This window comes from Sphingomonas sp. Leaf257 (assembly GCF_001422185.1).
Classification (GTDB): domain Bacteria; phylum Pseudomonadota; class Alphaproteobacteria; order Sphingomonadales; family Sphingomonadaceae; genus Sphingomonas; species Sphingomonas yabuuchiae.
This window is the reverse complement of record NZ_LMMH01000001.1, coordinates 99,648-125,895: the sequence shown is the minus strand read 5'-3', so window position 1 is coordinate 125,895 and position 26,248 is coordinate 99,648. Positions and strand designations below refer to the sequence as shown.

Below are 26,248 nucleotides of genomic sequence, written 5' to 3'. Positions count from 1 at the left end.
GCCGGAGCCTCCTCGTCGGCGATGCGCGGCCCGGGTATCTTCCTGGCGCAGTTCATGGGCGACGCCGCACCGTTCGACACGCTCGACTCGGCGGCGCGCTGGATGGCGGAGGCGGGCTATGAAGGCGTGCAGATTCCGACCTGGGATGCGCGCTGCATCGACCTGAAGCTCGCCGCCGAAAGTCAGGATTATTGCGACGACCTAGCCGGGCGCTGTGCCGAGGCGGGTGTCGCGATCACCGAATTGTCGACCCATTTGCAGGGGCAACTGGTCGCGGTCCACCCGGCCTATGACGCCGCCTTTGATGGCTTCGCGCCGGAGGCCGTTCGGGGCAAGCCGGCCGAGCGGCAGCAATGGGCGGTTCAGCAACTCCGTTACGCCGCCAAGGCCAGTCGGCGGCTGGGCTTGAGCGCGCACGCGACCTTCTCCGGCGCGCTGCTCTGGCCCTTCGTCTATCCCTGGCCGCAGCGACCCGGCGGGCTGGTGGCGGAAGGCTTTACCGAGCTGGGAAAGCGCTGGCGCCCGATCCTGGATGCGTTCGAGGAGGAGGGCGTCGACCTCTGCTACGAGCTGCATCCCGGCGAAGACCTGCACGACGGCACGACCTTCGAGCGCTTCCTGGATTCGGTCGGCGGTCATCAGCGCGCCAATATCCTCTACGACCCCAGCCATTTCGTGCTGCAGGCAATGGATTATCTGCAATTCATCGACTTTTACCACGACCGCATCCGCATGTTCCACGTCAAGGATGCCGAGTTCAACCCGACCGGCCGGGCGGGCGTCTATGGCAGCTATAGCGACTGGGTCGACCGGCCGGGGCGTTTCCGTTCGCTGGGCGACGGGCAGGTGGATTTCGGGGGCATTTTCTCGAAGCTGACCCAATACGGCTATGCCGGTTGGGCGGTGCTGGAATGGGAATGCTGCCTGAAGCACCCGGAAGACGGCGCGCGGGAGGGGGCGCCCTTTATCGCCGCGCACATGATCCGCCGGGCGACACGCGCCTTCGACGATTTCGCGGGTGGCGGCGATCCGGCCGCCAATCGGCGCTGGCTGGGACTTTAACGATTGCAAGGACTTGACCATCCGCCCCGGAAGGTAAAGTCTGACAAAAAACATAAGCGGGAGAGGGGCATGGAAGCGATACCGGACAATCGGTCGCGTCTGTTCTGGCTGAGCGTGCTGGCGCTGTTCACGGCCGCCGCAAGCGCGGCCTTGCGCGCGGCGGTGGCGAGCAGCCTGAAAGCGCAATGGATCGACCCCATCGCGCCGGTCGAGGCGGGCGAGTTGATCGGATCGGCGCTGGGATCGGCATTTCTCGGCTTTGCTGCGACCCTGTTCGTGGCGAGTGCGCTGCTCGATCGGATCGGCGCGCGGCAGATGCTGATCGGCTGCGGCCTGTGCTTCCTGGTCGGCACCACCGCAATCATCGGGGCAGGCCATGTCGCGACCGGCATGGGCGTTTATCACATCGTCTGGGGCGGGATGCTTTTGAGTGGCATCGGCTGGGGGCTGGCCGAGGCGTCGATCAACCCGCTGACCGCGCGGCTTTATCCGGAAGAGACGACGCACCGGCTGAACGTGCTCCACGCTTGGTATCCCGGCGGACTGATCGTCGGCGGGCTGGCGGGCGTGTTCCTGGCCGAAATCCTGTCGTGGCAGGCGATCATGGCGCTGGTGCTGATCCCCGCGCTCGGCGTGCTGGTGATGGCGGCGACGACGCATTTCCCGCCGGTGCCGCGCGAAGTACGCGACGTCGGCTTCGGCGGCATGATCGCGGAAGTGTTCAAGCGGCCGAGCTTCTTCGTCTGGTTCGCCGCGATGTTCCTGACCGCCGCGTCCGAGTTGGCGCCTGGCCAGTGGCTCGACGTGGCGCTGAGCAGCCGGGTCGGCATGCGTGGCATCCTGCTACTCGTCTATGTCAGCGCGCTGATGTTCGTGTTCCGCCATTTCGCTGGGCGGATCGCGGGGCGGCTGTCCAATCCGGGGCTGCTTTGGGTGTCGAGCCTGATGGCGGGCATCGGCCTGTTCCTGCTGTCGCGGGCGCAGTCGCCGGTGGCGGCGATCCTGGCCTCGACCGTGTGGGGGCTGGGCGTCTGCGCGATGTGGCCGACCATGCTGGCTTCGGTCGCCGAGCGTTATCCGCGCGGCGGCGCCTGGGCATTGGGGCTGGTCGGATCGGCGGGCGCGCTGTCCAGCTTCTTCGTCTTGCCGCGACTGGGCGCGATGTTCGACGCCGCCAAGGTCGAACTGGCCGGTGGGCCGGAGGCGTTCAAGCGGCTGACCGGCGAAGCGCTGCGTCAGGTCGAGGATGCGGCGGCGTCGCAGTCCTTTGCGCGGCTCGCCATCGTGCCGGTGATCCTGTTGTTCGTCTTCGGCGGCATCTGGCTGGCCGAGCGCCGCCGCCCCCGTCGCCCCGTTGCGGAGAGTGTCGCATGAGCTGGTCGCGTCGCACCGTCATGGGTGGCCTTGCGGCCGCCGTGCCCGCCGCTGCGCTGGGGGGGCAGAAATCGGGCCGATCGTCCAACGCCGCGCGCTTCACCCTGGGCTTCGCACCGCATCTGGGCAGCTTCGCCAGCCGGGGCGACAGCTCGGTCGAGCAGATCGCCTATGCCGCCGATCAGGGCTTCTGGGCGTGGGAGGATAATGAATATCGCCTCCGCCCCGTCGCGGAGCAGGAGGCGATCGCCAAGGCGCTGCGCGACCGCAAGATGACGATGGGCGTGTTCGTCGCGTCCATGCCCAAATGGTCGGAATCACGCCCCTTGCTGGGCGGTGACGACGATGCCGAGCGGCAGGCTTTCCTGGCCGATGTGACCAGCGCGGTCGATGTCGCCAAGCGGGTCGGCGCGACGCGGATGACCGTCGTCACCGGCTTCATGGACAAGCGTCTGCACCCCGCGATCCAGATGGGCCGGATCATCGACGTGATGCGTCGCGCGGGCGATATCGTCGCGCCGCATGGGCTAGCGCTGGTGATGGAGCCGCTCAACACCCGGACCAACCATCCGGGCGTGTTCATGCAGTCCATCGCGGAGGGCTATGCCGTGGCGCGCGGGGCGAACAGTCCGGGCGTGAAGGTGCTGGCCGACCTGTATCACGAGCAGATCCAGTCGGGGAATCTGATCCCGACGATGAAGCTCTGCTGGGACGAGATCGGCTATATCCAGTTCGGCGACAATCCCGGCCGCAACGAGCCGGGCAGCGGCGAGATCAACTACGCCAATGTCTGCCGTTTCCTGAAAGCGCAGGGCTACACGGGCGTGATCGGCATGGAGCATGGCAATTCGATCAAGGGCCGCGCGGGCGAAGACAGGCTGATCGCGGCGTACCGCGCGATCGATCCGAGAATATGAGGAGGGGAGCGATGCGGATGATACCGTTAATCGCATTGGCCGTGGCGAGCGGTGCCACGGCGCAAGAGCAGAAAGCTGACAAGCCCGGCATGGGCTTTCGCGATACGCCGATGTTGCCCGGCAGGAAATGGCATGTCCATGATCCCGACCGGCCCGCACCGAAGGTCGTCACCCCCGCCGCGGAACCCGGCGGCGCGCCGTCCGATGCGGTGGTGCTGTTCGACGGACGCTCGATGGAGGCCTGGACGCCCAGCGGCAAGCCTTGGGTGCTGAAAGACGGCGCGATGACCGTGCCCGCGCGCGACGGCAAGGCCGAGAGCGTGCTGGTCAGCAAGCAGAGCTTCGGCGACGTGCAGCTTCACCTCGAATTCCGCTCGCCCAACCCGCCGCGGAAAGCGTCGCAGGACCGGGGCAATAGCGGCATCTGGTTCATGCAGCGCTATGAGGTCCAGATCCTCGACGGGTATGACAACCCGACCTATGCCGATGGCCAGGTCGGCGCGGTCTATGCCTGGAAGCCGCCGCTGGTGAACGCCGCGCGCAAGCCCGGCGAATGGCAGAGCTATGACATCGTCTTCGAGCGGCCGCGCTTCGCGGCGGACGGCAAGCTGCTCCGCCCCGCCTATGTCACGGCGTTTCTGAACGGCGTGGTCGTCCAGAATCATCAGGCGATGCTGGGCACCACCATCTGGCGGCAGGTCGAGAAATATCAGGCGCATGGCGATGCCGCGCCGATCCAGCTTCAGGATCACGACTCGCCCGTCTCGTTCCGCAATATCTGGGTCCGCCCGCTGCCGCCCGAGGCGATCGCGCAGGACCTGCCGGAGGATGCCCGATGACCCCCCATATCGACCGCAGACACGCCCTGGCGGGGATCACCGCCATGTTCGGCTCCGCGCTGTTCGCGCCCATCGCGCGGGCGGCGGGTGCGGTGGAGCAGGCGCGCGGCACCATCCCCGTCATCTCGGATGGGCCGCCCAGCGTCGCGGTCTTTACCCCCGTCCAGCGCGCGACGATGACTGCGCTGGCGGAGCGCGTGCTGCCGACCACCGACACGCCCGGCGCGATCGCGGCCGGGGTGCCGGCGTTCATCGAGAAGATGCTGGCCGACTGGTCGCTGCCCGCCGACCGGGTGCCGATCATAGCCGGACTGAACGCGATCGAGGCGCGCAGTCAGAGCGTCAACAAACTGGCCGCCGCCAAGGCGACAGCGGCGCAACAGGACACGTTGCTGACCGAGGCGATGGAGGGCGTGCTGCCGGAGGGGCGGGCGTTCTTCGAGCCGTTCCGGCAGCTGGTCATCACCGGCTATTACACGTCGGAGATCGGCATCACGCAGGAACGCGAATATCTGCCGGTGCCCGGCGAATATGACGGCGCCTATCCCTATTCCAAGGTCAACAAGGTGTATTCGGCATGATCGATCGTCGTTCGCTGATGGGCGCAGGGCTGGGCCTGGGCGCGGCCGCGCTGCTGCCGGGCATGGCGCAGGCCGCGCAGCTCGGGGCCATCGGGCTTCAACTCTATACGATCCGCGAGCTGTTCGCGGCCGATCCGGTCAAGACCTTGGAGGCGGTGGCCAGGATCGGCTATCGCGAGGTCGAATATGGCGGGGGCGGTTATGACGCGATGGATCATGCCATGCTCCGCCACACGCAGGACCGGCTGGGCCTGAAAGCGCCGTCGATCCACGTCCCTTATGAGTCCCTGCTCGGCAAGTTCGATGCGTGCGTGACCATGGCGAAGACGCTGGGTGCCGATACCGTCATCCTGCCCTATATGACCGACGAGCATCGGACCGAGGCGGGCTGGAATGCGGCTTTGCCCAACATCAACCGCTTTGCCGCGCAGTTGAAGAAGGCGGGTCTGGGCTTTGCCTATCACAATCACGACTTCGAATTCACCAACAAGCCCGGCGGCATCAGCCTGTACGACCGGCTGCTCAAGGGCACCGATCCGGCGCTCGTGAAGCTGGAGATCGACCTCTATTGGGCGATCCATGCGGGCGAGGATGCCGCGGCGCTGATCCGGCGGCTGGCCGGGCGAATCTATGCCTATCACGTCAAGGATGCGCGTGCCGATGGCAGCATGACGGCGGTGGGTGCGGGGCAAATCGACTTTGCCGCGCTCTTCAAGCTCAACCGGCTGGCGGGCGTGAAGCATTTCTATGTCGAGAATGATCAGGCGCCCGCGCCTTATCTGCCCGACATCACGACCAGCTACCGGACGCTGCAAGCGCTTCGATTCTAAAACGATAAGACAGATATAGGGAGGACAGCCATGGCGGCGACGAACCGTTTCGACGCGATCGTGATCGGGTCGGGGATCAGCGGCGGGTTCGCCGCCAAGGAACTGACCGAAAAGGGCCTGCGCGTCCTGATGCTCGACCGGGGCGTCATGGTCGAGCATGGCGAGGGTTATCCCTATGACGGCAAGCCCGCCTTCGAGGTCCCGGCGCGCAACATCATGCCCAAGCCGTTGCTGGACAGCGATTATTTCATCGCCAAGCAGGGCTATGTCGCGCCCAGCAACCAGAAATTCTACAATGACGACCGGCTGAACCCCTATGCCTATGACGAGGGGAGCAAATTCTACTGGATCCGGCCCGGTGCGGTTGGCGGCAAGTCGCTGATCTGGGGCCGCTGGTCCTTCCGCTGGAGCGCCGACGATTTCGAGGCCAACAAGCGTGAGGGCGTCGCCGCCGACTGGCCGATCCGGTACGACGATGTCGCGCCCTGGTATTCCTATGTCGAGAAATACATCGGCGTCTCGGGCTCGCGCGAGAACCTGCCCTATCTCCCCGATAGCGAATTCCAGCCGCCGATGCCGATGAACGTCGCGGAAAAGTGGCTGAAGGAACGGCTGGAAAGCCAGTTTCCGGGGCGCAAGCTGATCCACACCCGCCTGTCCAACATGACCGAGGACAAACCCGACCAGAACCGCACCAAATGCCAGTTCCGCAACCAGTGCGGCAATGGCTGCTCGTTCGGCGCCTATTTCTCGACCCAGGCCGTGACCCTGCCCGCCGCGCGCGCGACCGGGCGACTGACGCTTCAGTCGGATGCGGTGGTGACGGGGATCGACTATGATCCGGCGAAGAAGAAGGTGACTGGCGTCCGCTATGTCGATGCCAAGACCGGACAGTCGCAGACGGTCAGCGCCAACCTGGTCTTCGTCTGCGCCTCGGCGATGGGGTCGGTGCAGATCCTGATGAACTCGCGGGCGCCGGGTTCGGAGCGAAGCCATTTCGACAGCAGCGGGACGCTGGGCCGCTATGTCATGGACCATATCTTCCGCGTCGGCGTGTCGGGCGAGATTCCCGGCATGGACGACCTGATCGAATATGGCCGTCGTCCGGGCGGCGTGTACGTCCCGCGCTTCCGCAACCTGAAGGGCGATGAGGGGCTCGGCTTCCGGCGCGGCTATGGCTATCAGGGTTCGGCCTATCGCAACGCGGCCAAGCCGGTCGGCTTCGGGGCGGAGATGAAGCATGGCATGCGCCGCTATGGCCCGTGGCAGTTCAGCATGGGCGCGTTCGGCGAATGCCTGCCCTATGAGGATAATCGCGTGTCGCTGCATTCGAGCAAGGTCGATCGCTTCGGCGTGCCGCTGATGAAGTTCGACGTGACCTTCCGCGACAATGAGCTGAAGATGATGGCCGATGCCCGGCGCGAGGGCGAGGCGATGCTGCGCGCGGCGGGCATGAAGAACGTGACCAGCGGCGAGTCCGAGCATGTCCCGGGCGATGCGATCCACGAGATGGGCGGCGCGCGCATGGGTGCGGACCCGCGCCAGTCGGTACTCAACAAATGGAGCCAGGCGCATGACGCGTCGAACCTCTATGTCACGGACGGGGCGCAGATGGCGTCGGTGTCGTGCGTGAACCCCTCGCTGACCTTCATGGCGCTGACCGCACGCGCGGCGGATCATGCGGTCAAGGGGCTGAAGGCGGGGGCGGTTTGATCTATGGCGTGATCCTCATTCCTCCCCTGCAAGGGGAGGTGGCAGGCCGAAGGCCTGACGGAGGGGTGTCCCGCTATCGAAAGGGGGACACCCCTCCACCATCCTTCGGATGGTCCCCCTCCCCTTACAGGGGAGGAATAGGGAATGGCGACTAACGTCGGCAAACGCCCCGAAGGTGTCACCATCCGCGCGGTCGGTGAACGGGCGGGGGTGTCGGCGATGACCGTGTCCAACGTCATCAACGGCGCTGGCCGGGTCAGCCCGACGACGCGCGCGGCGGTGCTCGCGGCGATCGAGGCGCTGGGTTATGTCCCCAATGTCGCGGCGCGGCGACTGGCCAAGGCGCGCGCGACGACGCTGGGGCTTTTGTACAGCGACAAGGGCACACCCTTCATCGACTCGGTGCTGCTCGGCGCGCTGCGGGCGAGCAATGCGCGCGGCCTGCAATTCATCGCGCAAGGTGAGGAAGGACTGACCCGCGAAGCGGCCGAGGCGGCGCTGCGCACGCTGGTGCAGAGCGGCGCGGCGGCGGTGCTGCTCCTGCCCCCCTTTGCCGAGTTGCTGAGCGGGTCGGGACTGTTCGAGGAACTGGGCGTCGCGGCGGCGGCGATCGCGACAGGGCAGACCATGCCCGACATGGCGACCGTCCGGATCGACAATCGCGCGGCGATGGCGGCGATGACCGCGTATGTCGTGCAGGCCGGGCATCGCCGCATCGGCTTTTTGGCGGGGCCGCAGCATTTCTCCGTGGCCGATGAGCGGCTGGCGGGGTTTCGCGACGGGCTGGCGGCGAACGGACTGGATTACGACCCGTCGCTGGTCGTGCGCGCCGGGTTCGATCCGGCGGCGGGCGCGGCGGCGGGCCGGGGGCTGCTCGACCGGCCCGACCGACCGAGCGCGATCCTGTGCAGCAGCGACGACATGGCGGCGGGGCTGATCGGCGAGGCGTCGCGCCGGGGCCTGCGCCTGCCGGACGAACTGGCCGTCACCGGGTTCGACGATACCGCGATCGCGGCGCGGCTTTGGCCGCCGCTGACCGTGATCCGCCAGCCGGTCGGCGACATGGCCTTCCGCGCGGTCGAGCAGGTGCTGGCGGCGCTGCGCTCGCGGGTGGTGGAGGACCAGGTGGTGGATTTCGAACTGGTGGTGCGGGAGTCGGTGGGGCGGGGATAAATCCCTGAACCGTTCGCACTGAGCGAAGTCGAAGTGCACGCCCTGGCGCTACCCGAATCCCTTGGCCTTCGACTTCGCTCAGGCTGAACGGGGGAGGGGGATGGGCGTTTCACAAACCCCCGTTCCCCGGCGAAGGCCGGGGCCCAGGCGCCATCAAGCGTGTGGAGCGCACCGCGAGGCGGGGGAGGCCAATCCACCCCGCCCCCGATCATTCACTGCAACTGGGCCCCGGCCTTCGCCGGGGAACTGATAGGAGAAGGAGGGCGACCGGGTTTACCCCGTCCGGCCATAATCCGCGACCAGCGCTACCTCTTCGGGATCGCCCAGCACCACGCCGACGCGCTGGTGCAGGCCGACCGCCTCGACATCCATGATCGGGATCGCGCCGTCGATCGACGCGCCGCCCGCCTGTTCGATCAGGAAGCTCATCGGGTTCGCCTCATAGAGCAGGCGCAGCTTGGCCTTGCCGTCCTTGCGGTGGTCGCCCGGATAGAGGAACACCCCGCCGCGCTTGAGGATACGGTGCACGTCCGCCACCATCGAGGCGGTCCAGCGCATATTGTAATCCTCGCCCAGGGGCCCTTCGGTGCCCAGGATACGCTCCTCGATATAACGGGCGATGCCGGGCGACCATTGGCGGCGGCGCGCCATGTTGATCGCAAATTCCTTGGTGCCGGTGGGGATACGCATCGGCCCGTCGGTCAGCCGCCACGATCCGATCTCGCGGTCTAGCGTGAACTCGTAGACGCCGGTGCCGACCGTCAGGACCAGCAACGTCTGCGGTCCGTAAATGGCATAGCCCGCCGCCACCTGTGCGCGGCCGGGCTGGAGGAAGTCCGCCTCGGTCACTTCCCGGCCCGCGCAATCCTCGGGCGCGCGCAGGACCGAGAAGATGGTGCCGACCGACAGGTCGACATCGACATTGCTCGATCCGTCGATGGGATCGAACAGCAGCAGATATTCGCCGCGCGGGAAGCGATTGGGGATTCGGTGGATCGTCTCCATCTCCTCCGACGCCATCGCGGCCAGATGCCCGCCCCATTCATTCGCATCGAGCAGCAGGTCGTTGGCGATCACGTCCAGCTTCTTCTGGACCTCGCCCTGCACGTTTTCGCTGCCCAGGCTGCCGAGCACATCGCCCAGCGCGCCCTTGGAAATCGCCTGATTCACCGCCTTGCACGCGCGGGCGACGGTTTCGATCAGCAGGCGCAGCTCGGCGGGGCAGGTCTCTTCGGAGCGGCGCTGCTCCTCGATCAGGAAACGGGTCAGCGTCGTCTGGCGCGGTGTCGTCATCGTCGCGAATGCTCCCAGAAGGGCCGGGGGATGGGCCGGGAAATGATCGGCCCCGCAGGCTCCCTCCCGCCGGGCCAAGCCATGGTGGCGGGCGGACCATGGACCGGCCTCCGCCCGCGCGCAACCTGACGTTAAGCAAAGCTGGCGCTTTATGGGACCGTAGCAAATCTGTTATATCCCACTCCACAAATGGGATATGATGGAAGTCGGAGGATCGCATATGACGACCGGACGGCTGATGACGGACACCCCCGTGCAGGGTCATGCCCCGACGGGCATTGACGGCATCGTATCGGGCTTGCGCACCGCCCGGCATGGCTGGCGGGTGCGGCAGGATGCGGGCCGCGATGTCGAGCGTTTTCCGTCGCGCAGCGGGGTCGAGGATGTCGTCGCGCTGGTCGCCGCCGCGCTCTATCCGCGCCGCCTGGGTCATTTCCGGGGGGCGGCGCAGGAGGAGGATCGCTTTGTCGCGGCCAAACTGCTCGCCGCGCTGACCGCGCTGGAACGCGAGATCGGCGCCGAGCTGGCCTATTGGCAGAAGGATGTCGACGCGGCCTTTCCGCCAGAACAGGCGGCGCTGGTGTCGCGGCTGTTCGGCGCGACGCTGCCGCAGGTGCGCGAACTGATCGACAGCGATGTCGAGGCGGCGTTCCTGGCCGATCCCGCCGCGCGCAGCGTCGACGAGATCCTGCTCTGCTATCCCGGCGCCATCGCCAGCCTGCATCACCGTATCGCGCATGAGCTGAACGAACTGGGCGCGCCGATCGTGGCACGGATGATCTCCGAACTCGCCAATGAGCGGACCGGCATCGACATCCATCCGGGCGCGACCATCGGGCGGCATTTCTTCATCGACCATGGCACCGGCGTCGTCGTCGGCGAGACCGCGATCATCGGCGAGCGGGTGCGGGTCTATCAGCATGTGACGCTGGGCGCGCGTTCGGCGCTGGGTACCGCGCCGCGTTCGCCGCGCGACCGCTTCTCGCGCCATCCCATCGTCGAGGACGATGTCATCATCTATGCGGGCGCGACGATATTGGGGCGGGTGACGATCGGGGCGCGCTCGGTGATCGGGGGCAATGTCTGGCTGTTAACCGATGTCGAGCCGGACAGCGTGCTCGTCCAGCCCGAGGCGCTGGCCCTGCCGCGCGCGGACGCACGGGCGCTGCGGCAGGAATTGGAGGGGACGGCATGAAGCAGGGACGCAAACCGGTCATCGGCCTGATGTGCGGCAACGAGGTTGCGAACCGCCCGATCCAGGCGGTTGCGACGCGCTTCATCGAACCGCTGGTCCAGCTGTGCGGCGCGAGCGTCCTGATCGTCCCCGCCGTGCCCGAAGCGGTCGACACCGCATTGATGGCGGACATGCTCGACGGGCTGCTGCTGACCGGCGGGCGCTCGCATGTCGCCCCTGCGCAATATGGCGACTGCGCCCAACTGGCGCCGCAAGCCTGCGACCCGCAGCGGGACTCGGTTGCGCTGGCGCTGGCCGGGCGGATGATCGAGCGCGGCAAGACGGTGTTCGGCATCTGCCGGGGGATGCAGGAGATCAACGTGCTGTTCGGCGGCTCGCTGACCTGCCTGGGCGGCCTGCCGCGTCATCATCGCGGATCGTGGGAAGGCGATTACGACACGCTGTTCGGCCATCATCATCCGGTCGACCTGATGCCTGGCGGCGCGCTGGCCGGGCGCAGCGGGCATCGCCGGGTCGAGGTCAACTCGGTGCACCAGCAGGGCGTCGACCGGCTGGGCTATGGCCTGGTGGTCGAGGCGCGCGATGCCGAGGACGGATTGATCGAGGCGTTCCGCGCACCCGGCTGCGGCGCGGACGTACTGGCGGTGCAGTGGCATCCGGAATGGGACATCGCCACCTGCGGCGTGGCGCGCGGCTTCTTCACCATGCTGGGCGAGTCGGTGCGCGGCCACGCCTGACCGCCACTTTTTCCCGGCCCTCCATCGATTGTCGCACGGACGGTTCGCGCCGTCCGATAGCGCTTGCCTTCGGCGCTTCGCTCGCCGTACATTTGCGCTCATAAAATAAGACTTTCATGGAGAAGGAGTCGTGATGGCGACAGTCGGCACGGGACGGCATAAGCGAGGACATGGCTGATGGCGCTGCCTGTCGATCTACCCCCCATGGCCATGACAGGGCGGGGCGGTGACGCCGCAGGCCATGGCGATACGGTCGCGCGCGGCTATCTCCCTGCGCTCATCATCACGGTCAGCCTGTTCTTCCTGTGGGGGATGGCGAACAACCTGAACGACATCCTGATCGCGCAATTCCGCAAGGCCTTCACGCTCAGCGATTTCGGGACGAGCTTTGTCCAGCAGGTCTTCTATCTCGGCTATTTCCTGCTCGCGGTGCCCGCCTCGATGGTGATGCGCCGTTATGGCTATAAGGCGGCGATCGTGCTGGGGCTGACGCTCTACGGCACCGGCGCGCTGCTCTTCTATCCGGCGGCGGCGGCCAGCCTGTACCAGCTGTTCCTGCTCGGCCTGTTCGTGATCGCGGCGGGCCTCGCCTTCCTGGAAACATCCGCCAATCCGCTGATGGGCGATCTGGGCGATCCGGCGGGGGCGACCCGGCGGCTTAACTGGGCGCAGGCGGCCAATCCGCTGGGCGCGATCACCGGCATCCTGATCGGCCGCTTCTTCATCCTGTCGGGCATCGAACATGACGAGCGGGCGCTCGCCACGATGGACGCTGCCGCGCGCACCGCCTTCTACAAGGCCGAGGTGCAGGCCATCGCGCCGCCCTATGTCGCGATCGCGATCGTCGTCCTGCTGTTCGCCGTGGCGGCCGCCTTGGTCCGCTTCCCCAGCGGCACGCCGGTGCGTGCGGAGGAAGGGCGCAGCGGTCGCTTCGTGGACGTGTTCCGCCAGCCGCGCCTGATGGGCGCGGTCGTCGCGCAGTTCTTCTATGTCGGTGCGCAGGTCGGCGTGTGGAGCTATACCATCCGTTATGCGCAGGCCAATGTCGGCCTGAACGAGCGGGGCGGCGCGGATGCGCTGTTCGTCTCGCTGGTGCTGTTCGCCGCCGGGCGTTTCCTGGGCAGTGCGCTCATGGGTCGCGCCGCGCCGGTGAAGCTGCTGGCGCTGTTCGCAGGGCTGTCGGTGCTGCTGACCGCCGTGGCGGCCGTGCTGGGCGGCTGGCCGGGGCTGATCGCGCTGGTCGCGGCGAGCTTCTTCATGTCGATCCAGTTCCCGACGATCTTCGCGCTCGGGATCGAGGGGCTGGGGCCGCTGCGCCGGGCGGGGGCGTCGCTGATCGTGATGGCGATCATCGGCGGCGCGGGGCTGACCGCGCTGATGGGCTTGGTGTCCGACCATGCCGGCATTACCAGCGCCATGCTGGTCCCGACCGTCAGCTTTGTGGTCGTGACACTCTTCGCCCTGATGCTGGGCCGCCGGAAGGAGATGAAGGAATGAACCGTCTGCAGGGTAAGCGGGCGATCGTGACGGGCGCCGGACAGGGCATCGGCCGCGCCGCCGCCGAGCTGTTCGCCGCCGAGGGCGCGCAAGTGATCGCGGTCGATCGCAATGCCGACGCGCTGGCCAGCCTTCTGGGCTGCACGACCGAGATACTGGACCTGACCGACCCGGCGGCGATCGCGGCGTTCGGCGAGCGGACGGGGGCGGTCGATGTGCTGTTCAACTGCGCGGGCTATGTCGATGCGGGCGATCTGCTGGCCACGCAGGACGGGGGATATCGCCTGTCCTTCGACCTGAACGTCCATGCGATCACCCATATGCTCCAGGCGTTCGTGCCCGCGATGATCGCGCAAGGCGGCGGCTCGATCGTCAACATGGCCTCGGTCGCGGGGGCGCTGATCGGCGTGCCCAATCGCTATGCCTATTGCGCCTCCAAGGGGGCGGTTGCGGGGATCACCCGGTCGGTCGCGCTCGACTATGTCGGCAAGGGCATTCGCTGTAACGCGATCTGTCCCGGCACCGTCCAGTCGCCCAGCCTCGACGAACGTCTGGCCGCGACCGGCGATGCGGAGGCGGCCCGCGCCGCCTTTGTCGCGCGCCAGCCCATGGGGCGGCTGGGCCGCGCCGAGGAGGTCGCCGCACTCGCGCTCTATCTCGCCTCGGACGAGAGTGCCTATACCACCGGCCAGATGCACGCCATCGACGGCGGATGGACGATGGCGTGACGCACGCGCGCCCGCCTTTCGTCGACGCGCATTTCCATCTGTGGGATCACGCGGTGCTGCGCTATCCATGGCTGGATGCGCCCGAGACGGCGCCGATCGCCGCAAGCTATCGCATCGCCGATTACCGGGCGGAACTGGCGTCATGGAATCTGGCGGGCGCGGTGCATGTCGATGCGGGCGCGCATCCCGATCAGGGTGCGGACGAAACGGTCTGGCTGAATAAGGTTGCGGATGAGGACGGCCTGCCCAGCGCGATCGTCGCGCGGGTCGAACTCGACCATCCGGCGGTCGAGGCGCAACTGGTGTGGCAGGCGGCGCAGCCACGGGTGAAGGGCATCCGCCACCTCATCAACTGGCATCCGACCGACCCCGCGCGCCGCGCCTATGAGCGTGATCTGACCCGCGATCCACGCTGGCGCGCGGGCTATGCGCTGCTCGGTCGTTATGGGCTGAGCTATGATTTCCATGGCTTTCCCGCACAGCTGTCCGGACTGGCCGAAGTGGCGGCGCAGCATCCCGAGGTGCCGGTCATCCTCAACCATCTCGCCTTGCCCATCCCGGCGGACGGGTTGGAGGAATGGCGCGCCGGGTTGATCGCCTTTGCCGCCATGCCGCATGCCGCGATCAAGCTGTCCGGGGCGGGTTTTGTCGGGCCGCGCTTCGATCCCGCCGGTTTCGCCGATATCGTGGCCGAGGTGATCGATCGCTTCGGCACTGACCGGGTGATGGTCGCGACCAACTTTCCGACCGACCGGCTCGCCGCCGATCTCGACCATACGCTCGGCGCTTACGAGGCGTTGCTGACCGGCTTTTCCGATGACGAGCGGCGCGACCTGTGGGGACGCAACGCCGACCGGATCTACCGACTGGGCCTGAAGCTATGACCGATATTCCCCGTCGAAAGATGGGCCGGACCGACTGCCTATTGCCCGAGCTGGGCTTCGGCGCGGCGGCGATGGGCAATCTCTATACCGCGATCGACGATGCCAGCGCCGCCGCGACGCTGGACGCCGCGCTGTCGGCGGGTTTCCGCTATTTCGACACCGCGCCGCATTATGGCCGGGGGTTGAGCGAGCGGCGGCTGGGCGATGGCTTGCGCGGGCGGGGCGACGTGATCGTCTCGACCAAGGTCGGGCGGTTGATGGACCCGGATGCCAGCATCACCGACGACCGCGAGCGTGACGGCTTTCACACCGCCATGCCGTTTCGTGCCCGCTACGACTATAGCTATGACGGCATCTTGCGCAGCCATGAGCACAGCCTGCAACGGCTGGGCCTGGCGCGGGTCGATATGCTGTTCGTCCATGACATCGGCCGGGTCACGCATGGCGAGGCGGATGCACAATATCGCGAGCAGCTGATCGGGGGCGGGGGCATCCGGGCGCTGGAGAGCTTGCGCGATCAGGGCGCGATCTCCGGCTTCGGGCTGGGCGTGAACGAGGTCGAGGTCTGCCTGGACCTGATGCAGGCGGCGCGGTTCGACGTGATCCTGCTCGCCGGGCGCTACACGCTGCTGGAACAGGGCGCGCTCGATGCGCTGTTTCCGACGTGCGAGGCGGCGGGTACGTCGATCGTGGTCGGCGGCCCGTATAATAGCGGCATCCTGGCGACCGGCAGTGCGGCGGCCGGGCGTTACAATTACGCGCCCGCGCCCGAAACCGTCCTCGCCAAGGTCCGCGCGCTGGAGGCGGTGGCCGCGTGCCACCAGGTCTCGCTGCCCGCCGCCGCGCTTGCCTTCGTGCTGGCCCATCCACTGGTCGCCAGCGTCATTCCCGGTATCGCCGATCCGCAACAGGTATCCGACACGATGCGCCTCTACGCCGAACCCATCCCGTCCGCCTTCTGGACGGACCTGCGTGGCCAAGGGCTGATCCGCCCCGACGCGCCCCTGCCGGGTGAGCGCGCATGAGCGTCGCCGCCATCCGGCTGACGCCGACCGACAATGTCGCCGTCTGCTGCCGCACGGTCGAGCCGGGCGAGCAGATCCTCGTCGACGGCCATGCGCTGACCGTGACCGAACGCGTCGCGCTGGGCCACAAGCTGGCGGTCGTGCCGCTGGCAACCGGCGACAAGGTCATCAAATATGGCATGCCGATCGGATCGATGACGCATGACGCGCCTGCCGGAGGCTGGGTCCATATGCACAATATGCAAAGCGACTATATCCCCGCGCATCTGCGCGACGCGCATGGAGACCATGCATGACCTTGGGCATGAATACGGGCCTGACCGAACGGAGCTGGCAGGCCTGGGCGCGCCCCGACGGGCGCAAGGGCATTCGCGATGCCATCGTCGTCGTCTACCTCGTCGAGTGCGCGCATCACGTCGCGCGGCGGATCGTCGACAGGATGGACGATCCCCGCGTGCAGCTGATCGGCTTTCCCGGCTGCTATCCCAATGACTATGCGCTGGCGATGATGAAGGCGCTGACCACGCATCCCAATGTCGGCGGCGTCGTCCTGTTGTCGCTGGGCTGCGAAAGCTTCAACCGCGAGGCGCTGGCCGCCAACGCGCGCGAGCAGGGCCGCCCGGTCGAGACGATCGTCATCCAGCAGTCGGGCGGCACACGCGGTGCGATGGAGGCGGGGATCGCCGCCGTCGAGCGCGTCCGCGCGGCGGCGGATGCGCAAGGAGTGCGCGTGCCGATGACCCTGTCGGAGCTGGTGATCGGCACCATCTGCGGCGGGTCGGACGGGACCAGCGGCATCACCGGCAACCCGGCGGTCGGCCGCGCCTTCGACACGCTCTATGACGCGGGTGCGATATGCATCTTCGAGGAAACCGGCGAGATGATCGGGTGCGAGGGCCATATGGCCGAGCGCGCCGCGACGCCCGAGGTCGCGCAGGACCTGATCGCCTCGGTCGCGCAGGCCGAGCGTTATTACCGCGCCATGGGCTATGGCAGCTTCGCGCCGGGCAATGCCGAGGGCGGCCTGTCGAGCCAGGAGGAAAAGTCGGCGGGCGCCTATGCCAAGTCGGGCAGCCGTCCGATCACCGGCGTCATCCTGCCCGCCGAACAGGCGCCGGGGCCGGGGTTGTACCTGCTCGACGTGGTGCCCGCGGGCGACCCGAAGTTCGGCTTCCCCAACATCGTCGACAATGCCGAGATCGGCGAACTGATCGCGTGCGGCGCGCATATCAACCTGTTCGTGACCGGGCGCGGCTCGGTAGTCGGATCGTCCATCTCGCCGGTGATCAAGGTCGCGGCCAATCCGGAAATGTATGCCCGGATGGAAGGCGATATGGACGTGAATGCCGGGCGCATCCTGTACGGCGACGCGACGCTGGACGAGGTGGGGGCGGAGATCGTCGACCTGATCGTCGCGGTGTCGGGCGGCGCGCAGACTAAGTCGGAAGCGCTGGGGCATCAGGAATTCGTGCTGACCTACAAGGCGGCGGGGGCGAAGGGGCCGGGCTGTCTGCCCAACGCGGCGTAAGGAGGACTGAATCTCCCCTCCCCTTCAGGGGAGGGGCCGGGGGTAGGGCGTCGCCGCAAATGCGACGCTGGTGGACAGGCCCCACCCCAACCCCTCCCCTGAAGGGGAGGGGCTCGCATTGATCCAGGGCAACGTCATCTTACTATAGCCTTCAACTTCGCTCAGGCTGAACGGAAGCGGGGAAGGTTCAGCGCTGCTGTCCGGCCAGTGCACGCAGCTCCGGCATCTCCACCGTCTGGCCCGAACCATCGACCCAGCGGACGAACCCACCGACCCGTTTGTCGATCTTGGCCGCGTGCCCCTGGAAGATGTCCGACAGCCGATGGTCGAGGAACGGATTGGCGAAGCGTTCCAGCGTCGTGGCGCCATAGGCCCGCGCCTCCTCCGCCATGCCGTGCGTGGCAAAGCCCGGCAGCACTTCCTGCGCCATCACCCGTTCCAGCGCCGCGCGGGTGTCCGCATCCGCCAGCGCCTCGCGGACCGTCAGGTCCGCCGCGCCGCCGCCGTCATGCGATCGCGCCGCCAGCCAGCTATGGCCGAGATTGAGGATGTGCAGCTTCAGCCGCTCATACCGGTCCAGATCGTCGGTCAGCACGATGTCTGGATGGGTGAAGGGCAGGGCCAATGGTGTCTGGCGCTCGATCGCCCAGAGCGCATAGGGCTCGGCGACGGCACCGGCCGGATGGAGCGGCTCGCTGACGATGCGGTCGACCAGGGTGTTGGCCCAGACGCATTCGCGCTCCAGCCAGTCGAGGAACGCCGCCTCGCGCCCCTGATCCCGCGCAAGCCCCCGGATCGCGGCCCGAAGCACGTCGCCGTTGCGCACCACCAGTTCGCAGGGCAGCAGCGTGACGCCCGCGCCCCCCGCCTGCCAGCGCCGGTGCAGCAATTCGGTCAGCATCCCGCAAAAGCTTTTCGGCACCTGACCATGGGAGGGCGCGGTCTGGTCCTCGTCGGGGATGGCATAGCCGCTGTCGCCGGTGTTGGAGACGATATGCGTTGCCGCCCCGACCGCCAGTTCGACCAGTCGGTCCCAGTCGCCCGCCGCGCTCAGTCCTTCGCGCACGCTGCGCACCTGGATGGTCCGCTCATGGCGCGCGCCGTCGCGCAGGCCACGAAGGATGACGGGAAAGCCCGCCGGGTCGGCGAAACCGGCCAGCCGCCGCGCCCGTTCGGCATCGCGGGTGGTCTGGACGATGACGATCGGCGGCACCGCCTGTCCGGCCGCGCGGGCTTCCTCGGCGAACAGGTCGACATGGGCTTGCAGGAAGCGGCTGGTGCCGAATTGCAGGATGACCGCCGCTTCGCTCATTGCGCGTCCAGCGAGAAGATGCGGTCCATGCCCACCCATTTCTCGCCCGGCGCGGCATGGGGCAGGACCTTCTGGAAACGGTCCATCGTCGCTTCCCACCGGGCGTCGACCGCCGCCAGCTCGACCGGAATGGCACGCGGAAAGTCGTCGGCCACCTCCGCGATCATGAACAGCCGGTCGCCGGTGCGCCAGATTTCCATCGACAGGAAGCCTTTGGCCCGGATCGCCTGGGTCACTTCGGGCCAGGCCGCGCCGGGGGCATGGGCCTTTTCATATTCGGCGATCAGATCGGCGTCGGCGACCAGATCCAGGGCAAAACACAGGCGTCGGGCCAAGTGGGGCCTCCTCTCTTAAAAGGCGGCAGGACCCATTCTTCGCGTCCCATCCGCCGGAGGGTGTTTTAGCGTTCCCATCCCCAGCCATCAATGGCATATGTGAGAGTGAAATCGCATATGGGAATCTGGAGAGGGTCGCAATGAAGGCACTGGTCTGTGTCCAGCCGCATGACATCCGCGTCGAGGATCGACCCGTGCCGGTGCGGGGAGAGGGCGAGGTCCTGATCAGGATGCGCCGGGCCGGGATCTGCGGTACCGACTACCATATCTATGGCGGCAAGCATCCGTTCCTGGAATATCCCCGGTTGATCGGGCATGAGCTGGCCGGGGAGATTGCCGAGGTTCCAAAGGGTTCGGCCTTCACGGTCGGACAGGTGGTGACCGTGAACCCCTATATCGCATGCGGCACCTGCCGCGCCTGCCGCCGGGGCAAGCCCAATTGCTGCGCCCGGATCAGCGTGCTGGGCGTGCACGGCGATGGCGGCATGTGCGAGCTGTTGGCGGTGCCCGAAAGCGCGGTGATCGATGCGGTCGGCCTGTCGCTCGACCAGGCGGCGATGGTCGAGTTTCTGGCGATCGGCGCCCATGCGGTACGCCGAGCCGGCGTTACCGAAGGGGAGAGCGTTGCGGTGATCGGGGCGGGGCCGATCGGCGTGGCGGCGGCCTTGTTCGCGCGGATCGCGGGCGCGGGCCGGATCGTGCTGGCCGACACGCGCGCGCCGCGCCTGGCCTATGCGCGCGACTATCTGGGCTTTGTGGAGGGCGTGGTCGCCGACGATGCGCTGGGCGCGACGCTGTCCGAGATGACCTCGGGCGAGATGTTCGACCATGTGTTCGACGCCACCGGCAACATCCACGCGATGCGCGCCGGGCTGAACTGGGTCGCGCATGGCGGCAGCTATACGCTGGTGGGCGTGTGCAAGGACGATCTGGTCTTCCCCGATCCCGAATTCCACAAGCGCGAGACGACGCTGATCGCCAGCCGCAATGCGCTGTCGGTGGATTTCGACCATGTCATCGCCAGCATCCGCAGCGGCGCGGTGCCGACCGACGCGATCCGTACCCATACGCTGACGCTGGACGACGCGCCGACGCGCCTGCCCGAACTGATCGACGAGGCGGATTCGGTGTTGAAGGCGATCATCACCATCGCTTGAGCGGACGGGCGGCTCCGGGCAACATCGCTTGCCCGTGGCGGTCCATCGCCCTAATCGTCGATGGGTGAGGGACGATATGACGGGCGACGGGGTCAGGACCAGCGAAGGACGGACGCGCAAGGGCAGCTATGCCGCACCCGCGCTGGACAAGGCGTTCCTGATCATCGAATTGCTGGCCAACCATCCGGGTGGGATGCTGGTCAGCGAGATGGCGACGGCGCTGGGGCGTTCGCTGGGCGAACTGTTCCGCATCGTCGTGGTGATGGAGGAGGCGCGCTACCTCGAAAAGTCGCCGATCGACGATCGTTACCGCGTCACCTACAAATTCCTCGACATCGCGTACCGCGCCACGCCTGCCCGGCAACTGACTGCCGCCGCACTGCCCGAGATGCAGTCGCTAGCGCTGCGTGTCGGCCAGTCCTGTCATCTGGTGGTGATCGAGGGTGGGGCGGGGCTGGTCATCGCGCGCGAGGAAAATCCCGGCACGCGCGGCTTCGCGCTGCGTATGGGCGCGTCGATCGATATCGTGGCGAGCTGTTCGGGCAAGGTGCTGCTCGCCTTTGCCGCGCCGGCACAACTGGGCCGCATCCTCGACCGGGCGGAGGCGGCGCAGGGCCGTGTCATCGACCGTGCGCCCTTGGCCGAGGAACTGGAGCGGGTGCGCATTCAGGGGCATGGCCTGCGCGAAAGCCCGATCACGCGCGGCGTGACGGATATCAGCGCCCCGGTCTTCGGTTTCGGCGGCGACTGCATGGCGGCGCTGACCATCCCCTTTCTGGAGACGATCGACGGATCGCAGCAATGCTCCATCCCGGAGGCGACGCAGATCCTGGTCGAAACCACCGCCCGCATCTCGCAGGCGCTCGGCTATCGTGGGGACGATGCGGGCAACGGGCTGCCCGCATCGCACGGATAGGGCCGGTCAGTCGGGGCGTGTTTCCGCGCCCCGGTTCGTCCCGTTGCCCATCGTCAGATACAGGTGCTGCAACATCGCCGTCATCGCGTTGATGCCCCGATCGGTCAGGGTGACGGCCAGCCGCCGGTGATCCGCCGGGTCGGTGCGCCGCCGCAGCAGTTCCGCCCCCTCCAGCCGATCGATCCGGCGCAGCGCGCTGGTGGCGCTTTCGCCCGAAACCAGGATCAGTTCCTTGACGCAGATCGGCCGGTTCTGCTGGTCGGCGATGAACAGCTCCAGCATCATGTCCCAGGCGGAATCGCGGAACACGTCGCGGGGAAAGAATTGCGCGGTCGAGGCGCGCATCAACTGCGTCTGGCGGGCCAGATCGAGCAGGCTGGGGGCGGTGACTTCCCGCATCGCGGGCGGCCGGATTCCGCGATGGGCCGGGGGATGATAGAAAGCGGCAAGATCCTTGGGCATGAGGTGATCCTTGGCTGAGGGCAATGGACGGTCATGTCCATGGCATGGCGGCGGATGGGAGGAGCGGGGCTGGCCGGTCATCGTTCGCGCAATCCTTCGCGGGCGCGGTTGAGCGGCTTGAGGAGATATTGCAGCACGGTCTTGCTGCCGGTGTGGATGTCGGCGGTGGCGATCATGCCGGGCACGATCGGAAAGCGCTTGCCCGCCTTGTTGACCAGCGAGTCTGCGGTCGTGCGCACGAAGACGCGGTAATAATAGACGTCCGGGTTCACCTCGTCGCGGATCGTGTCGGGCGAGATGCTGCTGACCTTGCCCTCCAGCCCGCCATAGATCGCATAGTCATAGGCGGTGATCTTGACGCTGGCGCGCTGGCCGGGGCGGATGAAGGCGATATCGCGCGGCTGGATGCGCGCCTCGACCAGCAGGCGTTCGTCGAGCGGCACGATCTCCATGATCTTGCCGTTCGGGGGGACGACGCCGCCGATGGTCGACACCTCGATATTCTTGACCACGCCGCGCACCGGCGAGCGCAGGGTCAGGCGTTGCAGCGTGTCGGAGCGGCCGCGCACGACCGGGGCGAGCGCCTCCACCTCCTCGCTGACCTTGGCCAGGTCCTGCCGCGCCTCGACGATATATTGCGAGCGCAGGTCGGACTTCTTCAGGTCCAGGTCGGCGCGCTGGCGCTTCAGGCGCAGCACCTCGACATTGCTGGCGGCACCGACCTCGATCAGTGACTCGCCGATGCCGACCTCGCGCCCGATCAGCGCGAGCGACTCGTCGATCAGCCCGATGGAGCTGGCAAGGCTGCGGCGGCGCGCGTCATAGAGCCGCTGCTGCTCGGCCTTGAGCCCGGGGAAGGCGTCCAGCTCGCGCGAGAAGGTCAGGGGGGTGCCGTTCACCTCGGCCTGCAACCGCGCCTGGGCGGCCAGCGCGGCGCGATATTTGGCGGCGCTTTCCTCGACGGTCGATCCGGCCTGGGTCGGGTCGAGCTGGGCGAGGATCTGGCCGGGCTTCACGATATCGTCCTGGCGAACGAGCATCTTGGCGAGGATGCCGCCCTCCAGCGATTGCAGCACCTGTTCGCGGCTGGTCGGCACGACGCGACCGGTGCCGGTCGCCACCTCGTCGAGCTTGGCGAACCAGGCCCAGACCAGCAGGACGACGAACAATGCGGCGAGCGCCCAGTTCATCCGCTTGGCCGCGAGCAGCGGGGCTGCGCCCTCATCGGCGAAGGGCAGGTCGGCGGGATGGGTGAGCGCGGTCATGCCGCCTGACTCCGGCCAGTCTGACTCCGGGCCGCCCCCTGCATCGTCGCGAGCGCGGCGGCCTTGGGCTGGTCGAGCAATATCTGGCCCTGATCGATGACGATGATCCGGTCGACCAGTTCGAGCACGCGCATCCGGTGCGTCGCGACGACAACGGTGCGGCCCTGTCCCCAGCTGCGGAAGCGATCGATGAACAGGCGTTCGGCGGCCTCGTCCATCGCGGCGGTGGGTTCGTCGAGCAGCATGACCTGCGGCTGGCGGATCAGCAGCCGCGCGAGCAGCAGCGCCTGTTGCTGGCCGCCCGACAGGCCGAGGCCGCCTTCGAGGACGACATGCTCCAGCCCGTCGCGCAGCCGCCGGATGAAGTCGATCGCCCCCACCATGTCGAGCGCGGCGAGGATCGTCTCGTTGCTCGCCGTCACCGCGCCCATGGTCAGGTTCTCGCGCAGCGTGCCGTGGAACAAGCGGCTATTCTGGGTCAGCAGCGCGACGTCGCGACGGACATCGGCGGGGTCGATCTGGTGCAGCGCCAGGTCGTCGAGCAATATCTCGCCCGACACCGGCTGCAACATGCCCGACAGCCCCTGCAACAGCGTCGACTTGCCTGCGCCGTTGCGGCCGAGCAGCGCGATCTTCTCGCCGCTCGCGATCTCCAGCTTGGGCACGGTCAGCGCGGGCGGGGCATTGGGGTCGGCATAGGTGAACACCGCGCCGCGTAAGGAAAAGCGTCCGTCGGCCGAGGGCAGGGGAATGCGATGCTCGGCATCCGGATTGTCGACCGGCAGGCCCATGATCTGGTCCAGGCTGTTCGCCGCGACCTTGGCATGTTGATAGCGGCCGAGCAGATGCGACACCTGCCCCATCGGTGCCATCATCCGGCTGGCCAGCATCGAGGTGGCGACCAGTGCGCCGATCGTGATGTCGCCTGCGATCACCATCGGCGCGCCGACGAAGATGACGGTGGCATAGACCGCATTCTGCACGCTCTGCGCCCAGGTCGACAGGCTGGCGGTCAGGCCGCGAAGCCGCAACTGCGCTTCGCCCGCCACCGCATTGCAATGGTTCCACTGGCGCTGGAAACGCTCCTCGGCCTGAAGGGTCTTGATGTCCTCTATCCCCTGCACCGATTCAATCAGCAGGGCGTTGCGCAGGGAGGTCTCGCGCATCGACTCGGTCGCATAGGCGCGCAGGCGGCGCTGGGCGAGCAGGCTGGGCAGAAGCAGTGCAATCAGCGCCACCACCGGCACCAGCGCCAGCGAGCCGCCGATAAAGGCCAGGATGACCAGGAACAGGAAAAAGAAGGGCAGGTCCGCCACCGCCGCGACGGTGGTGGAGGTGAGCATGTCGCGCACCTGATCCAGATCGCGGAGCTGCGCGATGAAGGTGCCCGTCGAGGTCGGCCGCGCCCGGTTGCGCACGCGCAGGGCATGGCCGAACACCACGTCCGACAGACGCAGGTCGGCGCGCTTGCCCAATATGTCAGTGATCCCGACGCGCAGCCGCCGCAACACGAAGTCGAACCCCGTCGCCAGAATGACGCCGATGAACAGGATGTAGAGCGTCGGCATCGACTGGGCAGGGACGACGCGGTCATAGACCTGCATCGAGAAGAGTACCCCCGCCAGCCCCAGACAGTTGGTCACGACCGAGGCGATGGCGACATGGCCATAGCCCTTCATGTCCTGAAGCAGCAGGCGGCGAAGCCAATGCTCCTCGAAGGGGCGGATATAGCTGTCCACCCGAACATCCTTGGCCGAGCGGGCGGGGCGGGGGACTACGAACATTCGCGTCTGTTCGACCAGGGTGGACAGCGGGCGCTGCGCGCTTTGCCCTTCCTCGCCTGCAACCGAGAAGACCGCCTGGCCATCGGCGTCGATGCCGGTGATCAGCGCCAACTCGCCGTCATTCAGCCATGCGATGACCGGCAGCCGCCAACTGGTCAGCCGCATCGCGCCCGGCACCACGAAGCGGACCGACAGGCCGCTTGCCCGCGCCAATGCACGGACCCGCGCCTCTTCATCGCCGCCGCCCTGCCACAGCGTCGTCAGCCGCGCGCGCTGCTCGGCAAAGGGCATGCGGTAATGACGTGCGACCTGGCCCATCATGTCGATCCAGGCGAGCGGATCGGTCTGGGGCTGGGTCTGGGTCTGGGTCGGGCCGCTCACAGCGTCACGCCCCGGATCGAGGTGCCGGTCAGCCCGAAATCGTCACGCGCCCGGCCCGAATAATAGAGGCATTCGATCGCCAGCCGCCGCAAGTCGTGGGTGGTGTTGACCGCATCGAAGCGCGCCTGCTGCAATTCCTGTTCGGCGTTGAGCAGGTCGACCAGCGTGCGGGTGCCCATGTCGAGATATTGCAGGCGATAGAGCTTGCCGGTCTCGACCATATTGTCCTGTCGCTCGGCCAGCGTGCCGAGCAGCTGCGACAGCCCGGCGATCTGCTGCTGCGTGGCGGCCAGCGCCTGTCCCACCTCGTTGCGTGCGGCCTGTTCGGCGGCCTGGGCGGCGCGGACGCCGTAATCGGCGCTGCGCGCGCGGGCGCGCACGGCATTGCCGCCGAACACGTCGCTGCTGACGTTCAGCCCGAAATTGTAAAGGCTGCGGTCGGAAAAGGGGGAGGCGACATCGGTCGCCGCATCGCCCGCCAGCGCGATGGTGGGCAGGCGGGCGGCATGAACGCGCCGACTCTCCGCGCTGGCCTGTTCATATTGCGCCCGCGCGCGCATGATCGCGGGGATATCGGCCCATTCGACGGTGGCGGCGCGGGTGCAGCTGGCCATCAGCCAGTCGGGCACCGCCGGATCGACCGCAGGCGACGTTTCGCGGCCGAGCAGAAAGGCCAGGCTGGTGGTCCAGCGCCGTTGCTCCGCCTCGATCCGGGTCAGCGTGGCCTCGGCGGCGGCGACGCGCGACTGGGCCTGAAGCGCGTCGGAACGGGTCGTCGCGCCCTTGCCGAACCGCCTGTCGACCAGCGCGCTGATCTCGCGGATGCGGCCCAGCTGTTCCATCGCGATCCCGCGCAGCGCGGCATTGCGCTGCACCTCGACCAGCGCGAACCCGGTGTCGCGGATCAGCCCGTCGACCGCCAGCAACAGGTCCGCCCGGCCGATCCGGGTGCCTGCGCGCGCGGACTCGACCGCGCCCGCGACCTTGCCGAAATCATAGACCATCTGCGAGGCGGAGACTTGCGGACGGGGCCGCCAGGCACTGCCCAGCCGGTTGTCATAGCCGCTGCCGACGCCCGCGCTGATCCGGGGCAGATAGCCCGCCCGGGCAACCTCGATATCCTCGGCCCGCGCCTCGATGGTCGCCGTCGCCTGGTCGACCGAAGGGTGCCAGGCCAGGACCTCGTGCATCGCACTTTCCATCGTCACGACGGCGGGTTCTGCCGCTGCCGTTGCCGTGATGGCGCTCATGGCGATCATC

General features: G+C 67.5%; 25 protein-coding genes. 18 read left to right on the top strand and 7 right to left on the bottom strand.

Features of this window, described 5'->3' with window-relative positions; genetic code table 11:
• Positions 1-21: 21 nt before the first annotated feature.
• The 8 genes from ASF14_RS00540 (at position 22) to ASF14_RS00505 (ending at position 8,489) form a co-directional block, all read left to right on the top strand.
• Positions 22-1,062, top strand: coding sequence for a sugar phosphate isomerase/epimerase family protein (locus ASF14_RS00540; RefSeq protein WP_056431253.1), 1,041 nt, complete (start codon positions 22-24; stop codon positions 1,060-1,062).
• A 69-nt stretch (positions 1,063-1,131) separates the two neighbouring features.
• Positions 1,132-2,436, top strand: a complete 1,305-nt coding sequence (locus tag ASF14_RS00535; RefSeq protein WP_056430057.1) for an MFS transporter — start codon at positions 1,132-1,134, stop codon at positions 2,434-2,436.
• Positions 2,433-3,353, top strand: coding sequence for a hydroxypyruvate isomerase family protein (locus tag ASF14_RS00530; protein ID WP_056430056.1), 921 nt, complete (start codon positions 2,433-2,435; stop codon positions 3,351-3,353). Before ASF14_RS00535 ends, ASF14_RS00530 begins: the two co-directional genes overlap by 4 nt.
• Positions 3,354-3,370: 17 nt before the next feature.
• Positions 3,371-4,192, top strand: a complete 822-nt coding sequence (locus ASF14_RS00525; RefSeq protein WP_156360959.1) for a 3-keto-disaccharide hydrolase — start codon at positions 3,371-3,373, stop codon at positions 4,190-4,192.
• Positions 4,189-4,773, top strand: a complete 585-nt coding sequence (locus tag ASF14_RS00520) for a gluconate 2-dehydrogenase subunit 3 family protein (protein WP_056430049.1) — start codon at positions 4,189-4,191, stop codon at positions 4,771-4,773. The genes ASF14_RS00525 and ASF14_RS00520 overlap by 4 nt, the downstream gene beginning before the upstream one ends.
• Complete coding sequence (locus ASF14_RS00515) at positions 4,770-5,603, top strand: sugar phosphate isomerase/epimerase family protein (protein ID WP_056430047.1); 834 nt, start codon at positions 4,770-4,772, stop codon at positions 5,601-5,603. The genes ASF14_RS00520 and ASF14_RS00515 overlap by 4 nt, the downstream gene beginning before the upstream one ends.
• 30 nt (positions 5,604-5,633) lie before the next feature.
• A complete protein-coding gene (locus ASF14_RS00510; RefSeq protein WP_056430044.1) occupies positions 5,634-7,316 on the top strand; it encodes a GMC family oxidoreductase in 1,683 nt (560 codons plus the stop codon).
• A gap of 144 nt (positions 7,317-7,460) precedes the next feature.
• Positions 7,461-8,489, top strand: a complete 1,029-nt coding sequence (locus ASF14_RS00505; RefSeq protein WP_056430041.1) for a LacI family DNA-binding transcriptional regulator — start codon at positions 7,461-7,463, stop codon at positions 8,487-8,489.
• Between the two features lie 273 nt (positions 8,490-8,762).
• Here ASF14_RS00505 and ASF14_RS00500 read toward each other — a convergent pair whose 3' ends face one another.
• A complete protein-coding gene (locus tag ASF14_RS00500; protein ID WP_056430038.1) occupies positions 8,763-9,782 on the bottom strand; it encodes a class 1 fructose-bisphosphatase in 1,020 nt (339 codons plus the stop codon).
• A gap of 238 nt (positions 9,783-10,020) precedes the next feature.
• Between ASF14_RS00500 and epsC the strand changes: the two genes are divergently transcribed.
• The 8 genes from epsC (at position 10,021) to ASF14_RS00460 (ending at position 17,376) form a co-directional block, all read left to right on the top strand.
• Positions 10,021-10,977 (top strand): serine O-acetyltransferase EpsC, encoded by a 957-nt coding sequence (epsC, locus tag ASF14_RS00495; RefSeq protein ID WP_156360958.1) that lies wholly within the window; start codon positions 10,021-10,023, stop codon positions 10,975-10,977.
• Positions 10,974-11,714 (top strand): gamma-glutamyl-gamma-aminobutyrate hydrolase family protein, encoded by a 741-nt coding sequence (locus ASF14_RS00490; RefSeq protein WP_201780511.1) that lies wholly within the window; start codon positions 10,974-10,976, stop codon positions 11,712-11,714. Before epsC ends, ASF14_RS00490 begins: the two co-directional genes overlap by 4 nt.
• A 177-nt stretch (positions 11,715-11,891) precedes the next feature.
• On the top strand, positions 11,892-13,211 hold the full coding sequence (fucP, locus tag ASF14_RS00485) for an L-fucose:H+ symporter permease (RefSeq protein ID WP_269083233.1): 1,320 nt from the start codon (positions 11,892-11,894) through the stop codon (positions 13,209-13,211).
• Positions 13,208-13,939 carry an SDR family oxidoreductase gene (locus tag ASF14_RS00480; protein WP_056430035.1) on the top strand — a complete coding sequence of 244 codons (732 nt, stop codon included), beginning with the start codon at positions 13,208-13,210 and terminating at the stop codon, positions 13,937-13,939. The genes fucP and ASF14_RS00480 overlap by 4 nt, the downstream gene beginning before the upstream one ends.
• Positions 13,936-14,823, top strand: coding sequence for an amidohydrolase family protein (locus ASF14_RS00475; RefSeq protein WP_056431240.1), 888 nt, complete (start codon positions 13,936-13,938; stop codon positions 14,821-14,823). Before ASF14_RS00480 ends, ASF14_RS00475 begins: the two co-directional genes overlap by 4 nt.
• Entirely contained in the window at positions 14,820-15,848 is a 1,029-nt protein-coding gene (locus ASF14_RS00470; protein ID WP_056430032.1) for an aldo/keto reductase, read from the top strand. Before ASF14_RS00475 ends, ASF14_RS00470 begins: the two co-directional genes overlap by 4 nt.
• Positions 15,845-16,144, top strand: a complete 300-nt coding sequence (locus ASF14_RS00465; protein WP_056430029.1) for a UxaA family hydrolase — start codon at positions 15,845-15,847, stop codon at positions 16,142-16,144. Before ASF14_RS00470 ends, ASF14_RS00465 begins: the two co-directional genes overlap by 4 nt.
• Positions 16,141-17,376: a UxaA family hydrolase gene (locus tag ASF14_RS00460; protein ID WP_236696873.1), complete on the top strand. Its 1,236-nt coding sequence runs from the start codon at positions 16,141-16,143 to the stop codon at positions 17,374-17,376. Before ASF14_RS00465 ends, ASF14_RS00460 begins: the two co-directional genes overlap by 4 nt.
• 187 nt (positions 17,377-17,563) lie before the next feature.
• Here ASF14_RS00460 and ASF14_RS00455 read toward each other — a convergent pair whose 3' ends face one another.
• Positions 17,564-18,688, bottom strand: a complete 1,125-nt coding sequence (locus tag ASF14_RS00455; RefSeq protein WP_056430026.1) for a D-mannonate oxidoreductase — start codon at positions 18,686-18,688, stop codon at positions 17,564-17,566.
• A complete protein-coding gene (locus ASF14_RS00450; protein WP_056430023.1) occupies positions 18,685-19,023 on the bottom strand; it encodes an L-rhamnose mutarotase in 339 nt (112 codons plus the stop codon). Before ASF14_RS00450 ends, ASF14_RS00455 begins: the two co-directional genes overlap by 4 nt.
• Before the next feature lie 140 nt (positions 19,024-19,163).
• Between ASF14_RS00450 and ASF14_RS00445 the strand changes: the two genes are divergently transcribed.
• Positions 19,164-20,180: a zinc-binding alcohol dehydrogenase family protein gene (locus ASF14_RS00445; protein ID WP_056430021.1), complete on the top strand. Its 1,017-nt coding sequence runs from the start codon at positions 19,164-19,166 to the stop codon at positions 20,178-20,180.
• Between the two features lie 76 nt (positions 20,181-20,256).
• Positions 20,257-21,096, top strand: coding sequence for an IclR family transcriptional regulator (locus tag ASF14_RS00440; RefSeq protein ID WP_056430018.1), 840 nt, complete (start codon positions 20,257-20,259; stop codon positions 21,094-21,096).
• 6 nt (positions 21,097-21,102) lie between these two features.
• Here ASF14_RS00440 and ASF14_RS00435 read toward each other — a convergent pair whose 3' ends face one another.
• The 4 genes from ASF14_RS00435 to ASF14_RS00420 all read right to left on the bottom strand — a co-directional run bounded on the left by ASF14_RS00435 (position 21,103) and on the right by ASF14_RS00420 (position 26,238).
• A complete protein-coding gene (locus ASF14_RS00435; RefSeq protein WP_056430015.1) occupies positions 21,103-21,558 on the bottom strand; it encodes a winged helix DNA-binding protein in 456 nt (151 codons plus the stop codon).
• Between the two features lie 77 nt (positions 21,559-21,635).
• On the bottom strand, positions 21,636-22,823 hold the full coding sequence (locus tag ASF14_RS00430; protein WP_056430011.1) for an HlyD family efflux transporter periplasmic adaptor subunit: 1,188 nt from the start codon (positions 22,821-22,823) through the stop codon (positions 21,636-21,638).
• The gene (locus ASF14_RS00425) at positions 22,820-24,988 is read right to left on the bottom strand and encodes a type I secretion system permease/ATPase (RefSeq protein WP_056430008.1); all 2,169 of its coding nucleotides are present in this window, start codon (positions 24,986-24,988) and stop codon (positions 22,820-22,822) included. Before ASF14_RS00425 ends, ASF14_RS00430 begins: the two co-directional genes overlap by 4 nt.
• Positions 24,985-26,238 carry a TolC family protein gene (locus ASF14_RS00420; protein ID WP_236696872.1) on the bottom strand — a complete coding sequence of 418 codons (1,254 nt, stop codon included), beginning with the start codon at positions 26,236-26,238 and terminating at the stop codon, positions 24,985-24,987. Before ASF14_RS00420 ends, ASF14_RS00425 begins: the two co-directional genes overlap by 4 nt.
• Positions 26,239-26,248 lie beyond the last annotated feature (10 nt).

Coding starts and splice junctions, on each gene's coding strand:
- ASF14_RS00540 (WP_056431253.1), top strand. CDS start 22: ATGCGCGGCCCGGGTATCTTCCTGGCGCAGTTCATGGGCGACGCCGCA.
- ASF14_RS00535 (WP_056430057.1), top strand. CDS start 1,132: ATGGAAGCGATACCGGACAATCGGTCGCGTCTGTTCTGGCTGAGCGTG.
- ASF14_RS00530 (WP_056430056.1), top strand. CDS start 2,433: ATGAGCTGGTCGCGTCGCACCGTCATGGGTGGCCTTGCGGCCGCCGTG.
- ASF14_RS00525 (WP_156360959.1), top strand. CDS start 3,371: ATGATACCGTTAATCGCATTGGCCGTGGCGAGCGGTGCCACGGCGCAA.
- ASF14_RS00520 (WP_056430049.1), top strand. CDS start 4,189: ATGACCCCCCATATCGACCGCAGACACGCCCTGGCGGGGATCACCGCC.
- ASF14_RS00515 (WP_056430047.1), top strand. CDS start 4,770: ATGATCGATCGTCGTTCGCTGATGGGCGCAGGGCTGGGCCTGGGCGCG.
- ASF14_RS00510 (WP_056430044.1), top strand. CDS start 5,634: ATGGCGGCGACGAACCGTTTCGACGCGATCGTGATCGGGTCGGGGATC.
- ASF14_RS00505 (WP_056430041.1), top strand. CDS start 7,461: ATGGCGACTAACGTCGGCAAACGCCCCGAAGGTGTCACCATCCGCGCG.
- ASF14_RS00500 (WP_056430038.1), bottom strand. CDS start 9,782: ATGACGACACCGCGCCAGACGACGCTGACCCGTTTCCTGATCGAGGAG.
- epsC (WP_156360958.1), top strand. CDS start 10,021: ATGACGGACACCCCCGTGCAGGGTCATGCCCCGACGGGCATTGACGGC.
- ASF14_RS00490 (WP_201780511.1), top strand. CDS start 10,974: ATGAAGCAGGGACGCAAACCGGTCATCGGCCTGATGTGCGGCAACGAG.
- fucP (WP_269083233.1), top strand. CDS start 11,892: ATGGCGCTGCCTGTCGATCTACCCCCCATGGCCATGACAGGGCGGGGC.
- ASF14_RS00480 (WP_056430035.1), top strand. CDS start 13,208: ATGAACCGTCTGCAGGGTAAGCGGGCGATCGTGACGGGCGCCGGACAG.
- ASF14_RS00470 (WP_056430032.1), top strand. CDS start 14,820: ATGACCGATATTCCCCGTCGAAAGATGGGCCGGACCGACTGCCTATTG.
- ASF14_RS00465 (WP_056430029.1), top strand. CDS start 15,845: ATGAGCGTCGCCGCCATCCGGCTGACGCCGACCGACAATGTCGCCGTC.
- ASF14_RS00460 (WP_236696873.1), top strand. CDS start 16,141: ATGACCTTGGGCATGAATACGGGCCTGACCGAACGGAGCTGGCAGGCC.
- ASF14_RS00455 (WP_056430026.1), bottom strand. CDS start 18,688: ATGAGCGAAGCGGCGGTCATCCTGCAATTCGGCACCAGCCGCTTCCTG.
- ASF14_RS00445 (WP_056430021.1), top strand. CDS start 19,164: ATGAAGGCACTGGTCTGTGTCCAGCCGCATGACATCCGCGTCGAGGAT.
- ASF14_RS00440 (WP_056430018.1), top strand. CDS start 20,257: ATGACGGGCGACGGGGTCAGGACCAGCGAAGGACGGACGCGCAAGGGC.
- ASF14_RS00435 (WP_056430015.1), bottom strand. CDS start 21,558: ATGCCCAAGGATCTTGCCGCTTTCTATCATCCCCCGGCCCATCGCGGA.
- ASF14_RS00430 (WP_056430011.1), bottom strand. CDS start 22,823: ATGACCGCGCTCACCCATCCCGCCGACCTGCCCTTCGCCGATGAGGGC.
- ASF14_RS00420 (WP_236696872.1), bottom strand. CDS start 26,238: ATGAGCGCCATCACGGCAACGGCAGCGGCAGAACCCGCCGTCGTGACG.